This window comes from Nonomuraea sp. NPDC049625 (assembly GCF_040675285.1).
Classification (GTDB): Bacteria; Actinomycetota; Actinomycetes; order Streptosporangiales; family Streptosporangiaceae; genus Nonomuraea; species Nonomuraea angiospora_A.
In genome coordinates, this window is sequence record NZ_JBFAOQ010000014.1 from 65,743 (window position 1) to 80,238 (window position 14,496).

At 71.2% G+C, this 14,496-nt stretch carries 14 protein-coding genes; 7 read left to right on the top strand and 7 right to left on the bottom strand.

What is annotated here, in order from left to right; translation table 11 throughout:
- The 5 genes from AB0J87_RS44505 (at position 1) to AB0J87_RS44525 (ending at position 5,371) form a co-directional block, all read left to right on the top strand.
- Positions 1 to 657 carry a hypothetical protein gene (locus tag AB0J87_RS44505; RefSeq protein WP_363976844.1) on the top strand — a complete coding sequence of 219 codons (657 nt, stop codon included), beginning with the start codon at positions 1 to 3 and terminating at the stop codon, positions 655 to 657.
- A 124-nt stretch (positions 658 to 781) separates the two neighbouring features.
- A complete protein-coding gene (locus AB0J87_RS44510; protein ID WP_363976847.1) occupies positions 782 to 2,962 on the top strand; it encodes a molybdopterin-dependent oxidoreductase in 2,181 nt (726 codons plus the stop codon).
- A 1-nt stretch (position 2,963) separates the two neighbouring features.
- Positions 2,964 to 3,575, top strand: coding sequence for an HD domain-containing protein (locus AB0J87_RS44515; protein WP_350739682.1), 612 nt, complete (start codon positions 2,964 to 2,966; stop codon positions 3,573 to 3,575).
- A gap of 63 nt (positions 3,576 to 3,638) precedes the next feature.
- Complete coding sequence (locus AB0J87_RS44520; RefSeq protein ID WP_363976850.1) at positions 3,639 to 4,517, top strand: Rieske 2Fe-2S domain-containing protein; 879 nt, start codon at positions 3,639 to 3,641, stop codon at positions 4,515 to 4,517.
- 29 nt (positions 4,518 to 4,546) lie between these two features.
- Positions 4,547 to 5,371, top strand: coding sequence for an NAD(P)H-binding protein (locus tag AB0J87_RS44525; protein WP_363976853.1), 825 nt, complete (start codon positions 4,547 to 4,549; stop codon positions 5,369 to 5,371).
- On the opposite strand, the gene AB0J87_RS44530 is transcribed toward AB0J87_RS44525, so the two are convergent.
- From AB0J87_RS44530 to AB0J87_RS44545, 4 genes are all read right to left on the bottom strand, one after another.
- Positions 5,364 to 5,585, bottom strand: a complete 222-nt coding sequence (locus AB0J87_RS44530; protein ID WP_350739673.1) for a hypothetical protein — start codon at positions 5,583 to 5,585, stop codon at positions 5,364 to 5,366. The two genes, AB0J87_RS44525 and AB0J87_RS44530, sit on opposite strands and share 8 nt — an antisense overlap.
- A 30-nt stretch (positions 5,586 to 5,615) precedes the next feature.
- On the bottom strand, positions 5,616 to 6,371 hold the full coding sequence (locus AB0J87_RS44535) for a sulfite exporter TauE/SafE family protein (protein ID WP_363976856.1): 756 nt from the start codon (positions 6,369 to 6,371) through the stop codon (positions 5,616 to 5,618).
- A 9-nt stretch (positions 6,372 to 6,380) separates the two neighbouring features.
- Positions 6,381 to 7,301 (bottom strand): SPFH domain-containing protein, encoded by a 921-nt coding sequence (locus AB0J87_RS44540; RefSeq protein ID WP_363976859.1) that lies wholly within the window; start codon positions 7,299 to 7,301, stop codon positions 6,381 to 6,383.
- An 87-nt stretch (positions 7,302 to 7,388) separates the two neighbouring features.
- On the bottom strand, positions 7,389 to 8,177 hold the full coding sequence (locus AB0J87_RS44545; protein WP_363976862.1) for an ABC transporter ATP-binding protein: 789 nt from the start codon (positions 8,175 to 8,177) through the stop codon (positions 7,389 to 7,391).
- Positions 8,178 to 8,245: 68 nt separating this feature from the next.
- On the opposite strand from AB0J87_RS44545, the gene AB0J87_RS44550 reads away from it, so the two are divergent.
- On the top strand, positions 8,246 to 8,965 hold the full coding sequence (locus AB0J87_RS44550; protein ID WP_363976865.1) for a hypothetical protein: 720 nt from the start codon (positions 8,246 to 8,248) through the stop codon (positions 8,963 to 8,965).
- 8 nt (positions 8,966 to 8,973) lie between these two features.
- Here AB0J87_RS44550 and AB0J87_RS44555 read toward each other — a convergent pair whose 3' ends face one another.
- Positions 8,974 to 11,856 (bottom strand): serine/threonine-protein kinase, encoded by a 2,883-nt coding sequence (locus AB0J87_RS44555; protein ID WP_363976868.1) that lies wholly within the window; start codon positions 11,854 to 11,856, stop codon positions 8,974 to 8,976.
- 170 nt (positions 11,857 to 12,026) lie between these two features.
- Here AB0J87_RS44555 and AB0J87_RS44560 point away from each other — a divergent pair, with 170 nt between their 5' ends.
- A complete protein-coding gene (locus tag AB0J87_RS44560) occupies positions 12,027 to 12,677 on the top strand; it encodes a hypothetical protein (protein ID WP_363976871.1) in 651 nt (216 codons plus the stop codon).
- Between the two features lie 3 nt (positions 12,678 to 12,680).
- Here AB0J87_RS44560 and AB0J87_RS44565 read toward each other — a convergent pair whose 3' ends face one another.
- Positions 12,681 to 13,292, bottom strand: coding sequence for a response regulator transcription factor (locus AB0J87_RS44565; RefSeq protein WP_363976875.1), 612 nt, complete (start codon positions 13,290 to 13,292; stop codon positions 12,681 to 12,683).
- Positions 13,289 to 14,404 carry a GAF domain-containing sensor histidine kinase gene (locus AB0J87_RS44570; RefSeq protein WP_363976878.1) on the bottom strand — a complete coding sequence of 372 codons (1,116 nt, stop codon included), beginning with the start codon at positions 14,402 to 14,404 and terminating at the stop codon, positions 13,289 to 13,291. Before AB0J87_RS44570 ends, AB0J87_RS44565 begins: the two co-directional genes overlap by 4 nt.
- Positions 14,405 to 14,496: the final 92 nt, after the last annotated feature.

Here is a 14,496-nt window from a genome sequence, read left to right on the forward strand (position 1 = left end):
GTGCCGAGGAACCCGCGCAACCAGATCTACCCCGCCAACGAGGACCTTCCCGCCGCCGGGCGCGGCGGGCCGCTGGTCAGGCTGTGGCGGGTCCGTACCGAGCTGATGCTGCTCGCCGCGCTGGCGCTGCTGGCGCTCACCCTGCTGGGGGCCACCCAGGAGGGCCGGTGGTGGCCGTTCGTCCTGCTGACGAGCGCCGTCTCGGTGCCGGCCGCCACCAGGAGCGGGCGCAACTGGGTTAGCGCGCACTTCTGGTGCGTGGTCTCCAGGCACCGCCTGCACCGGGTCTGCCTGGAGACCACGATGCACACCAGGGCCGGGCGGATCCCGCTGGTGCTCTGGATCACGCCGACGACCACGGGCGAGAAGGCCCTGATCATGACCAGGGCCGGCATCTCCGCCGAGGAGTTCGAGGCGTACAGCGAGGAGATCGCCGCCGCCTGCTGGGCCAGGAGCGCGAACGTCTACCGGCACCGGCGCCGGGCGCAGTTCGTGATCGTGGAGATCGTCAGGCGCGACGAGGTCCCGGGAGCGACCTCTCCCGGACTCGACCGGCTGTACGGCAGACGGGCCTGGATCTCGCTGAGACCCGACCTCGAGGAGCCGCCTGATCTGCGCGCACCGGCCGCACCGGCCGCGCTGGCCAAGGCGGGCTGAGGACCTGGGGGAATCCGGGACATTTCCCCGGGTGGGAAGCCCCGGAGACCGCGGGGGCTCCGGGGCTTCCCCATGTGCGCGGTACGGGCCAAGATGAGTTCAGCTGGCGAACTCAGGAGTCGTGATGACGTCGACCGTCCACCGGACCTGTCCCCTCTGCGAGGCCGTCTGCGGCCTGACGCTCACCCTCGACGAGGGCGGGCACGTGACCAGCGTCCGCGGTGACAAGGACGATCCGTTCAGCAAGGGGTTCATCTGCCCGAAGGGGGCCAGCCTCGGCCGGCTCGACGAGGACCCCGACCGGCTGCGCAGGCCGCTGATCAGGGAGGGCGACCTGTGGCGCGAGGTCGGCTGGGAGGAGGCGTTCGCCGCCGTCAAGGCTGGCCTCGACCGGGTCGCCGACCGCCGGTCCGCCGCGATCTACCTCGGCAACCCGAACGCCCACAGCATGGCGGGCGCCCTGTACGGCGCGCCCCTGATCAAGGCGCTCGGCACCCGCAACGTCTACTCCGCCAGCACCGCCGACCAGATGCCCAAGCACGTCGCGAGCGGGCTCATGTTCGGGCACCCGCTGGCCATCCCGGTCCCCGACCTGGACAGGACCGACTACCTGCTGATGCTGGGGGCCAACCCGCTGGAGTCCAACGGCTCGCTGTGCACCGCGCCCGACTTCCCCGGGCGGCTGAAGGCCCTGCGCGGCCGCGGCGGCCGGCTCGTCGTGGTCGACCCGCGCCGTACGCGCACCGCCGCGCTGGCCGACGAGCACGTCTTCGTCCGCCCCGGGACGGACGCCTACCTGCTGTTCGGCATCGTCCACACACTGTTCGCCGAGGATCTCGTCAAGCTGTCACACCAGGTGAACGGGTTGGCCGAGGTGCGCGAGGCGGCCAAGCACTTCCCGCCGGAGGCGGTCTCCGGGCGCACCGGGGTGCCTGCCGAGGTGATCGTGCGGCTGGCCAGGGAGCTGGCGGGAGCCCGTACGGCCGCCGTCTACGCCAGGATCGGCACCTGCACGGCCGAGTTCGGCACGCTGGCCCAGTGGCTCGTGGACGTCCTCAACGTGCTCACCGGCAACCTCGACTGGCCGGGCGGCGCCATGTTCCCCAAGCCCGCGACCGAGTTCGGCGCGCGACGCAGGCCGTACACGGTGGGCCGGTGGAAGAGCCGCGTCAGGGGGCTGCCGGAGAGCAACGGCGAGCTGCCGGTGGCCACGCTCGCCGACGAGATCGAGACACCCGGCGAGGGGCAGGTCACGTTCCTGATCACGGTGGCGGGCAACCCCGTGCTGTCGGCGCCCCACGGGGCCAGGCTCGACGCGGCCTTCGGGCGGCTCGACTTCATGGTGAGCGTGGACCCGTACCTCAACGAGACCACCAGGCACGCGAACGTCATCCTCCCGCCGCCGCGGATGCTGCAGTCGGGCCACTACGACTTCGCGCTGCTCGGGTTCGCGGTCCGCAACTACGCCCGCTACTCGCCGCCGCTGCTGCCGCTGGACGGGCAGCCCTCCGAGGCCCAGATCCTGGCCAGGCTGGCCATGATCGCCTCGGGCCTGGAGGGGGACCTGGACGAGTTCGTGATCGGCGAGATGCTGCGCAAGGCCACCGAGACGCCCGGCTCCGGGGTCGAGGGACGGGACGTGGCCGGGCTGCGCGCCGAGCTGGAGGGCGAGACCGGTGGCGAGCGCCGGCTGGACCTCATGCTCAAGCTCGGCCCCTACGGCGAGTGGGCCGGCAAGGGCGACCTGTCGCTGCGCAAGCTGCTCGACAACCCGCACGGCCTGGACCTCGGCCCGCTGGAGCCCCGGCTCGACGAGGTGCTGAAGACCGCCTCGGGTCTGATCGAGCTGGCGCCGCCGCAGATCGTCGAGGACGTGGAACGGCTGCGCGGCAAGCTGGACGAGGACCCGCCGGAAATCGTCCTGATCGGGCGGCGCCACCTGCGCTCCAACAACAGCTGGCTGCACAACGTGGGCCCGCTGGTCGGCGGCAGCAACACCTGCACGCTGCAGATCAACCCGGCCGACGTGACCAGGCTCGGGCTCGACGGCGAGGCGATGGTCCGCTCCGCGAAGGGGCAGCTCACGGTGCCGCTCGAACCCACCGACACGATCATGCCGGGGGTGGTCAGCCTGCCGCACGGCTGGGGCCACGCGGGCAGCTCACAGAGCGTGGCGGCCGAGCACGCGGGGGTCAGCGTCAACACGCTCACCGACGAATCCACCGTCGATGTACTGAGTGGTAACGCAGTGTTCAACGGAGTTCCGGTCACGATTTCACCAACCGGGGTGATCATCGCACAATAGGGTGTCGCGCGTGACTATCGCGCCAGAAGAGGACCGCCTGAACGCCCAGATCGCCTTCGCCATCGAGATCGACAAGTTGAAGCGGATCATCCGCCGCAACCATTTGATGGACGGCTCGCGGCGGGAGAACACCGCCGAGCACTCCTGGTACGTGGGCACGTTGGCGATGATCCTCGGCGAGCATGCCCCACCCGGGACCGACCTCCAACGGGTGGTGGCCATGTTGCTCGTACACGACCTGGTTGAGATCGACGCCGGCGACACGTTCATCTATGACCCCGTGGAGGTGGCCGCGCAGGCCGGCGCCGAGCGCGCCGCCGCCGACCGCATCTTCGGACTGCTGCCCGCCGACCAGGGGCAGTGGATGCGGGAGCTGTGGGACGAGTTCGAGGCCAGGAAGACGCCGGAGGCCAGGTTCGCCAAGGCGCTCGACCGTTTCTCCCCGATCCTGGCCAACCACCTCACCGAGGGCGGCACGTGGCCGTTGTTCAAGGTCAAGGCCGCGCAGGTCAGGGAGAAGGTACGGATCATCGAGGAAGGTTCGCCGTCCCTCGGCGCGTACGCGCTGGAGCTGGTCGAACTCTCCGTGGCCAGGGGACACCTGTCCGAGTGATCCCCACATGGGCGGGGTAGGGGACTTGTCGTGAAAGAGGAAGTGCGAGCGAAACGTCGGCCGTTGCGGGGTTTGGCCGGGCCGGTTGCTCTCGCCGACCGGTTGGAGAAGTCCAAGACCCTGGACACGCCGATCAGAGTGCTGGCCAAGACCGTACGCCAGCGCATCCGTCCCGGCCGGCTACGTGACCTGCTGCACGGCGTCCCCACGGGCAAACCGCTGCACCCGCCGCTGGCCACGGTCAGCCTGGGCTGCTGGCTGTCCGCGGCGGTGCTGGACCTGACCGACGGCGATCCGCGGGCCTCGCGCGTGCTGCTGGCCACGGGCATCGCCAACGCGCTGCCCACGGCGGCGGCCGGGCTGACCGACTGGTCCTCTCTCCACCGCGAGCAGCAGCGCGTGGGCTTCGTCCACATGCTGTCGAACGTGGCCGCGCTGGGCCTGTTCTCCGGCTCCCTGCTGGCCCGGGTACGCGGGCGCGAGCAGATGGGCCGCACCCTGACCCTGGCCGGGCTCGGCCTGGCCGGGCTCGGCGGCTATCTCGGCGGCCACATGGCCTACCGGCAGGCGGCCGGGGCCAACCACGCCCCGCAGGTCTCCCACCTGGTGCCGCTGGGCTGGCACGACCTGTGCCTGCTCAAGGACCTGCCGGAGGGCCGGCCCGTCGCGCGGCGGCTCGGCTACATCCAGCTCTTCGTGCTGCGCCAGGGCGAGGCCGTCACCGTGCTCGCCGACCGCTGCCCGCACCTGGCCGGCCCGCTGCACCAGGGCAGGCTGGTCATGGAGAACGGGGAGGCGTGCGTGATCTGCCCGTGGCACGGCAGCACGTTCAGGCTGGCCGACGGCTCGGTGCGGCACGGTCCGGCGACCGCCCCCGCGCCCATGTTCGAGACGCGGATCCGGCGTGACGGCACGCTCCAGGTGCGGCCGGGGTTGACCTGAAGTTCGCTTGAGGTTTTACCGTCGGCCCCATGAGCACGATTCTGGTGACCGGCGCGACCGGCAATGTCGGCAGGCATGTGGTGTCCCAACTCGCGGGAGCGGGGCTGGAGGTGCGGGCCCTCGTCAGGGACCCCGCGCGGGCGAGGCTGCCCGAACACGTGGAGGTGGTGCGCGGCGACCTGTCCGCGCCCGGGACGCTGGAGCCCGCGCTGAAAGGCGTGGAGAGCGCGTTCCTGCTGTGGCCCCATTTCACCGCGGACGGCGCCGCCGAGGTGGTCACGGCCATCGCCGAGCAGGCGCGGCGCGTGGTCTACCTGTCGGCCAACGTGGCGGACGAGCCGGTGACGCACTACCACGAGATCGAGCGGCTGATCCGGCACTCGGGGCTCGGGTGGACGTTCCTGCGGCCCGGCGGCTTCGCGGCCAACACGCTGGGCTGGGCGGGGCAGATCAGGCAGGGTGTGGTGCGCTGGCCGTACGGGCAGGCTTCGAGGCCCCTGATCCACGAGCGGGACATCGCGGCCGTGGCCACGCACGTGCTCACCTCGGCGGGCCACAACGGCGCCACGTACGTGCTGACCGGCCCCGAGCGGCTCACCCAGGCCGAGCAGGTGCGCGTGATCGGCGCGGCGACCGGGCGCGAGGTGCGCTGGGAGGAGCAGCCGCCGGAGGAGGCCCGCGAGCAGCTCTTGGCCGCCTGGGGGAACGCGGCCTTCGTCGAGAGCGCGCTGAAGGCGTGGGGCAGCTTCGTGACGGCTCCCGAGCAGGCCACCGACACCGTGGAGCGGCTGCTCGGCCGGCCCGCTCTCACGTTCGGTCAGTGGGCGGAGGACCACGTGGCGGACTTCAGCTGACCTCGTCCACGGGGTGCTCCACGAGGGCCAGGATGCGGCTGGACATGAACCTGGCCGTGCGCACCGGCGTGCCGGTGCGGGTGACCTCGCTCACCTCGACGAGGCCCCGCCTCGTGGTCACGTCGACCCGCCGCCCGGCGCGAGTGGCCCTGATCTCGTACGTACGCGGTGTGCCTCCGGCATCGATGACGATCTCTACCCAGTCGCCCTTCATGTACGGATTCATACCCGCAAACGCGGCACTCTATCCGTACACCAGTACGAAAATCGCCGCAACACCGACACAGACGATGATCCCCCGGAGCACGGGCGCCGGGATGCGCCGCCCCACCCTGGCGCCCAGGAAGCCGCCCGCCACCGCGCCCATGGCCACCCCCGCCACGGCGAGCCAGTTCACGTGCGCGACCACGATGAACAGCGCGGCGGCCACGGCGTTGACGATCAGCGCGAGGACGTTCTTGGCCGCGTTCACCCGCTGGAGGTCGTCGTCGAGGAAGCTGCCGAGCAGCCCGATCAGCAGCACACCCTGGGCGGCGCCGAAGTACCCGCCGTAGATCCCGGCGGCCAGCACGCCGAACCACAGCTCCAGCCCTCCGTGCGGGTGCGCGTGCCGGCGCCGGTCGGCCAGCCACCGGTTGAGCCTGGGCTGCACCAGGACCAGCACGCAGGCCAGCGCGATCAGCGCGATGACGACGACCTGGAACACCGACGGATCCAGGAACAGCAGCAGGATCCCGCCGGCCAGCGCTCCGAGGGCCGAGGCCAGGCCCAGGCGCAGGAGGCGTTCGCGCTGGCCCCGGAGCTCGGGGCGGTAGCCGTACGCGGCCGTGAACGAGCCCGGCACGAGCCCGATGGTGTTGGAGACGTTGGCGGTGACGGGATCGACGCCGATCGCCAGCAGAGTGGGGAACGTGATCAGGGAGCCGGACCCGACGACCGCGTTGATCGCACCGGCCACCATCCCGGCCACGCAGACCGCGGCCAGTTCCCACCCCGTCACAAGCCCTCCTTACGCGTCCGGGCTCTTAGGGGGTGTGAAGAGGCCGCCCAGATTCTCCAGGACTTTGCCCATTTCTGATGGGACGATCCAGATCTTATTGGCGTCGCCCTTGGCGATCTCAGGCAGGGTCTGCAGGTACTGGTAGGCGAGCAGGTGCTGGTCGGGCTGCCCCTCGTGGATGGCCTTGAACACCATGCCGATCGCGTCCGCCTGGCCCTTGGCCCGCATGGCCTGGGCCTCGGCCTCCGCCTGCGCGCGCAGCACGGCCGCCTCCGCCTCGCCGCGCGCCCGCAGCACGGCCGCCTGCTTCTCGCCCTCCGCCTGGAGGATCGCCGCCTGGCGCTGGCCCTCGGCGGTCAGCACGGCGGCGCGCTTGTCGCGGTCGGCGCGCATCTGCTTCTCCATCGAGTCCTGGATGGAGGAGGGCGGGTCGATGGCCTTGAGTTCGACCCTGTTGACCCGGATGCCCCACTTGCCCGTCGCCTCGTCGAGCACGCCGCGCAGCGCGGTGTTGATGTCCTCGCGCGAGGTCAGCGTGCGTTCCAGGTCCATGCCGCCGACCACGTTGCGCAGCGTCGTGACCGTGAGCTGCTCGACGCCGATCAGGAAGTTCGCGATCTCGTACGTGGCCGCCTTCGGATTGGTGACCTGGAAGTAGATGACGGTGTCGATGGACACGACCAGGTTGTCGGAGGTGATCACCGGCTGCGGCGGGAAGGAGACCACCTGCTCCCGCAGGTCGATCATGTCCTTGATGCGGTCGATGAACGGCACCACGAGGTTGAGCCCCGGGGTCAGCGTCCGGTGGTAGCGCCCGAGGCGTTCGATGATGGCGGCCGTGGCCTGGGGGATGATGCGGACCGTTCGGGCCACCCCGAAACCCACCGCCGCGACCACGACAAGGGCGACGATGAGCTGCTCGACGGACATGGCGACGCTCCGAAGTCGAGGGGACCGACTCCGTTGATCCTATTTCCTTTCAGCTTTCGGCGGCTTTTATGTGGATAAATAGGGGGATTAGTGGGCGCGCGCGTACCAGCGGCCCTCGGCGCTGCGCTCCAGCGAGAGCGGCACCCCGAACGTCTGCGACAGGTTTTCGGGCGTCATCACGTGCTCCAGCGGCCCCTGCGCCACCACCGAGCCGTGCCTCAGCAGCAGCCCGTGCGTGAACCCGATCGGCACCTCTTCCACGTGGTGCGTCACCAGCATGAGCGTCGGCGCACGGTAGTCGCCCGCCAGCACCGACAGCCGGCGCACCAGGTCTTCGCGCCCGCCCAGGTCGAGCCCGGCCGCGGGCTCGTCGAGCAGCAGCATCTCGGGGTCGGGCATGAGGGCGCGCGCGATCTGCACCCGCTTGCGCTCCCCCTCCGACAGCGTGCCGAACCGCCGCCTGATCAGATGGGCCGCGCCCATCATGTCGATCAGCTCGACCGCCCTGGTCACGTCGTTGGAGTCGTACTCCTCCGTCCAGCGGCCCATGATCCCGTACGAGGCGGTCAGCACGAGGTCGATGACCTTCTCCTCCGGCGGGATGCGCTCGGCCAGCGCGGAGCTCGCCAGCCCGATCCGCGGGCGCAGATCGAAGACGTCCGCCTGTCCCAGCCGCTCCCCGAGCACCTCGACCAGGCCCTCGCTCGGGTAGAGCAACGTGGCCGCGACCTGCAGCAACGTGGTCTTGCCCGCGCCGTTGGGGCCGACGACGACCCAACGCTCGTCGGCGTTGACCGTCCAGTCGATGCCGCGCAGCAGGGCCGCTCCGTCCCGCCTGACGGCGACGTCCTGGAGCCGCAGCACCTGACCACCCATCCCCGATACCTCCTTAGGAGTCACGCTCGGGACAAACCTATTGCAGGGCGAGCGCATATCGTGGATCGGTGCGCCCTGAATCGCCTGTCTGTCCCTCCCTGGTCGCCTGGGGCAACGCGTGGCTCGCCGGTCACGTCGGTCTCGACGAGGCGGCTGACCACGTGGAAGCCGCCGGCGGTCCCACCGTGGCCGACGACGTCCCGTTGCGTAAATACCTCGCAAACCTGCGCTCCGACGGCCTGCGCGAGTTCCGCCTCGCGCTGCCCGCGCCCGGCGATCCGCTGGGGCTGTCGGGGCCCGCGCCGTTCAACTCGGCCGCGGTGGACGCCGGCGAGGCCGCCATCGCGGTGCTCGACGGCCGCAACCTCGGCCTCGTACCGGTACCCGACCTGCGCGGGTCGTCGTATGTCGGGGTACGCCTGGAGATCCACGACTCCGGGCCCGTACGCCATGATCTGCCGTCGCTGTCGGAGGCCGAACGCGAGCTGTCGGAGGCCATGCGCTCGGCCACCGACACCCTGTCCGCCGTCGAAGGCCCCCTGCAGTCCCGCCCCTCGTCCGTCGGGCACCGGGGCGGCGAGCTGGCGCCCGGCTACCCCGCGCGGGCCCACCGCGTCTCCACCCTCGCCACGCGGCTGGCCGCCGTGGTGCGGCTGGCCGACGAGCGCGGGCTCACGTCGGGGCAGGTCGCCGCCCGCGCCACTGCCCTGCGCGACCTGGACCGGGCGGTACGCCGTGCGCTCGTGGCCGCCCATCACGCGATCTTCGAACCGATCAGGAGCACGTAGCCGGCCTGCTAAGAGCCGCTCGCGATCTTCCACAGCCTGACCACCTTGTCCTTGCCCGCGGACATGATGACCGCGTCCCCGTCGAGTGGGACGATGCCCACGGCGTACACGCCCTTCTTGTGGGCCTTGACCGGTTTGCCGAGCGTCTTGCGGGTCTCGGGGTCCCAGAGCCTGATCGTGCCGTCGGTGCCGCCGGACAGCAGCACCGTGCGGCCGTCGAGGGTGCCGAAGGAGAGCGAGTAAACGATCTTCTTGTGGCCGGAGAGGGTGGCGACGGTCTTGCGGCTCTTCGGATCCCAGAGCCTGATTTTTCCGTCTTTACCGCCAGATGCCACGACCACCTTCCCGCTCACCTTGCCGACCGCGACCGAGTACACGCCCCTGGAATGGCCCTTGTACGCCTTCCCGTACGCCTTGCGCCGGGCCATGTCCCACATGCGCACCGTCTCGTCCTCGCTGGCCGAGATGGCGACGGCCCGGTCGCCTATGTGGGTGACGCTGAGCCAGTTGACCGGCTTGCGGTGGGCTCTGATGATCTTGCCGGTGGACTTGCGCTTCTTCAGGTCCCAGAACCTCAGATAGCCGTCGGCGTCGCCGGTGACCGCGACGTACTTGCCCTTCACCTTGGTGACGGCGACCGCGTAGACGGCGTCGCCGTGCCAGCCGAGCACCTTGCCCTTGTGGGTCTTGAGGTTCCACAGGCGCACGCTGCCGTCGTACCCGCCGGAGACGGCCATGGGGGTCTTGCCGACCATCACGCAGGCTACGGCGTACACCTCCTCGCTGTGGCCCTTCATCGTGGCCAGCGACTTGTGCCCGGCCAGGTCCCACAGCCGCACCCGGCCGTCCTGGCCGCCGGTGACCAGCCACGCCTTGCCGCCCGCGGAGATCGCGGAGATCGTCTGGACGCCCTTGGTGTGGCCCTTGAACGACTTCCCGTCCTGCTTGCCGAGAACGGGGACGACCTTCTGCGTGGGGGTGACCGTCGGGGTCGGGGTGACCTGGGTCGGTGTCGGCGTCGGGGTCTCGGTCTGCTGCTGGGCCTGCGTCCGAACCGGGCCCGCGCTCACGGAGGTGGTCGCCTGGGCCGCGTTCCCGCCGGTCGGCGCGCCGGTGCCGAACATCTTCGGCCCGAAGTACAGCACGCTCCCGGCCAGGGCCAGCGCCACGACGAGCGCGCCGGAGACCATGGCGGCCCGCCTGCGCCTGGCGTTGGTCTCGTCGGGCCGCTCCTCTGCCGGCGCATGCTTGAAGAACGCGTCATTGTCCCCCCGCCCGCCGCCCTCCCGCGCCAACGCCTTCCGGGACGGGGACGCCTGCCCCGGCCCTTGCCCCTGGCTCCCTTGCCCCTGGCTCCCTTGGCCCTGGCCCGGCACCGTCGGCGCACGCCCGGGCGGCCCCTCACCACCCGCAACCGCCTCCGGCCCCGGCGCCATCGGACCCGGCGCCACCGGGCCGGGCGCCGGTGGACGGGGCGCGGCCGGGTGGGGCGTGGGGCTCATCGGATAGGGCGGCGGCACCTGTGACGGACCCGACGGAGGCTGCTGCCGAGGCACATAAGGCACACCATGCGGCCCGCCACCGTGCTGCACTGCGCCACCGCGCTGTGGCCCGCCTCCGGGCTGCGGCCCACCTCCGTAGCCGGGCGTCGCACCCTGCCCCGGCACGCCACCCTGCCCGGGTACGCCACCTTGCCCAGGCGCGCCACCCTGCCTCGGTGTGCCGCCATAGCCCGGCGTCGCACTCTGCCCGCCGGGCGCGCCACCCTGCCCAGGCGCGCCACCCCGTCCCGGCCCGCCGCCCTGTTGCGGCGGCACGTACGGCGCCGCAGGTGGCCCGGCCGCTGGGCCCTGGGACGGCGGATATGCCTCCCCCGACGGGTTCGCCCACCCGTACCCGCCAGAAGGGGCGGACGACGGAGGACCACCGGGATTCGCCCACCCGCTGCCGCCCGGCGGAGCCTCGGGCGCGGGCCCGTGGGGGCTTGCCCAGCCGGCGGCGGGCGAGGGCGGATCCGGCGGAGTCTGCTCGGCCGCGAGTTGCGAGCCCGTGTTGAGCGCGTCCTCGGGCCGCGGCGACTCACCCTCATTCGCCAGCAGCGCGAACAGCACGTCGGCCGCCACGGGCCGCTCGTCGGCCCGCTTGCGCAGGCACGACCGCACGACCGGCCGCAGGGTCTCGGGCAGCGCCGAGAGGTCGGGCTCCTCGTGCATCACCCGGTAGACGACCGCGGGCAGGCTGTCCTGGCCGAACGCGGGCCGTCCCGTGGCCGCGAACACCATGGTCAGGGCCCAGCTGAACATGTCGCTGGCCGGCCCCACCCGCTCGGCCGAGATCTGCTCGGGCGACATGTACGCGGGCGTCCCCACGACCCCGCTGCTGATCGTCATGGCCGAGTCCAGCGCCCGCGCGATGCCGAAGTCGATCACCCGCGGCCCGTCGTGGCCGAGAAGCACGTTGCTGGGCTTGAAGTCGCGGTGCACGATCCCGGCGCGGTGGATGGCGGCCAGCGCGGTGACCGTTCCGACGGCCAGGCGGTAGAGCGCGCCGCCCGTACGAGGCCCGTCCCGCTGCACCACCGTCTGCAGGGAGACCCCGTCCACCAGCTCGCTGACGATGTACGGGTGCTCGCCGTCCATGTGGGCCCCCAGCACCTGCGCGGTGCAGAACTGGGCCACCCGCCGCGCGGCCGCCACCTCGCGCAGAAAGCGTTCGGAGTCCAGTCCGGGCTTGTCCAGCCGGGTGTTCAACAGCTTGATCGCCACGCGCCGCCCGTCGGGCGACTCACCCTCGAAAACGATCCCCTGCGCCCCCTTGCCCAGGCGGCCGAGCAGCCGGTATTCGCCCAGTGTTCGCGGATCGGTCGGCTGTAAGGGGTGCGTTTCCGGCACCTGGCCCTCCCCGTTGTGCTAGACCCCCGTTCACAAGTGGGATAGGCGCGGGCAAAAACCCACAAACCACCCCAGGTCACGAAAGATCATCGCTCTTTGCGAAAAATTTGCCCTACGCAATAATCGTGGAGATGATCGGGGATTTCCAGCACCGTACGGGGAGCCGTCATATGCGCAGAAGCTTCAGCCTGTTCTTAGCCGGCGGTCTGGCCGCCGCGCCGCTGGCCGTACCCGCCCCGGCGAGTGCCGCCGCCGCTGCCGCCCCCACCACCGCGGCGGTCGCCCGGGTGAAGCCGTACTCCAGCTTCAAGATCTCCGTCAAGTCCAGCGGCCGCACCAAGCGCGGCGGCAAGATCACATATTACGTCCGCGCCAAGAACCTGGGCCCCTACTACGCCGACTACTACTGGATCGGCGGTCAGGTGCCCAAGGGCGTCGTGCCCACCCTGCGCTGGGGCGCCGCGAAGGGCACCAAGTGCACCTGGGAGGACCGCTGGTTCTGGTGCTGGGGCCCGCTGCGGCTCGAGAAGGGCAAGACCGACTGGCTCAACTTCCAGGTGACGCTGAAGAAGGGCACCAAGGGCACGGCCACGGCGCGGCTCGGCGTGATGTCGTTCGACGTCGACCAGGGCATGGAGAACATCGACGAGGAAGAGCTCAAGCGCCTCGGCATCAAGGGCTACTACTGGCTCAAGAAGGTCAACACCAAGATCGTCTCCCCGCCGCGCCGGCCGGGCCGTAGCTGGTCGCCGCCCCCACCGGTCAAGACGTACAACCCGCCCGCCAGCCACGAAGAGAGCAACAAGAAGAAGGACACCTGACCCTCACCCCAGGCCGTGCCGTACGGCGTACAGCGCGGCCTGGGTGCGGTCCTGGACCCCCAGCTTCATCAGCACGTTGGAGACGTGGGTCTTGACCGTCTTCTCCGCGACGGCCAGGCTCCTGGCGATCTCCCGGTTGGACCGGCCGGCCGCGATGAGCGCGAGCACCTCGCGTTCGCGGTCGGTCAGCGGCACCGGTGGCGGGCCGTCCGGCGACGACAGCATCGCCTCGGCGGCCTCGGGCGCCAGTAACACCTGCCCTCCGTGCACGGACCGCACGGCCTGCACCAGCGCGGTCGGATCGACGTCCTTGTAGAGGAACCCCGACGCGCCCGCCCGCATGGCCGGGCCGACGTCGGACCGGTCGCTCACCGACGTCAGCACGACCACCCTGGTCGCCGACCCGGCCAGCCGTTCGAGCGTGCCGAGCCCGTCGAGCACCGGCATCTTCAGGTCCAGCAGCAGCACGTCGGGCGACAGCTCCCCGACCAGCTCGACGGCCTGGGCCCCGTCGCCCGCCTCACCGACGACCGTGATGTCGTCCTGCAGGTCGAGGAACGTACGCAGCCCCTGCCGCACCACCGGATGATCGTCGGCGATCAGCACCCGGATCAAACGCCCACCTCCACACGTACCGTGGTCCCCCTGCCGTGGGCCGACTCGACGGTCATGGCCCCGCCCACGGACTCCGCCCTGTCGCGCATCGACACCAGGCCCAGGCCGCGCGACTCCGCCTGTTCGAAGCCGTTGCCGTCGTCGCGCACGATCAACACCAGCCTGCCGTCCGCGTATGCCAGGCGCACGGAGACGCTCGCGGCCTCCGCGTGCCTGAGCGCGTTGTGCAGCGCCTCCTGGGCCACTCTGAGCACCGCCACCTCGACCGCCGGGTCGACCGGCGGCAGCTCCACGCACTCGAACGTGACCAGGGACGGGTGGAGCCGGTCCAGCAGGCGCACGTGCTTGCGCAGCGTCTCGGCCAGGCCGTGCCGGTCGAGCTCGGCAGGCCGCAGCTCGACGATCACCGCCCGCAGCTCGGACAGGGCCTCCCCGGCCAGGCGCTGGACGCGTTCGAGCTCGGCGGCGGCCTGCTCGGGCGCCCGGTCGAGCATGGCGGAGGCGGCCTGCGCGGTGAGCCTGAGCGAGAACAGCTTCTGCGTCACGGCGTCGTGCAGCTCGCGGGCCACCCGGTTGCGCTCCTCCAGCATGGCCAGCTCGCGGCCTCGCTCGTAGAGCCTGGCGTTGGTCAGCGCGATGGCCGCGTGCGCGGCGAACAGCGTCAGCAGCTCCTGGTCGGCCTGCGTGAAGCCGCCCGGCGTGCGCTTGTTGGCCAGGAAGATGATGCCGAGCACCTGGTCGCCGTCGCGGATCGGGACGCCGAGGAAGTCCTTCATCACCGGGTGGGCCTTCGGCCACCACTCGAACCTCGGGTCCTTGCGCAGGTCGGGCAGCCTGACGGGGCTCCCCTCGCGGAGCATCGCGCCGAGCATGCCATGCTGTCTGGGCAGCGGCCCGATCGCGTCCCACTGCTTGTCGGTGATGCCCTCGGCGACAAACTCGCCGAACGACCCCTCGTCGTCGGGCACGCCGAGCGCGGCGTAGCGGGCGTCGAGCAGCCGTTGCGCCGAGCGTACGATGACCTGCAGCACCTCGCGGACCGACAGATGGCGGGTGACCGCGAGCACCGCGGAGCTCACCGCCTGCAGGATCTCGTCTCGGTCGGAGGTCACGGGACCCAGCTTATGGTCCTAGGACGATGTGCCCAGGCGGCGGCGGGACTTCGGCCCGATGTGCGCAGCCCGCGGCGTTCCTAACGTCGGCA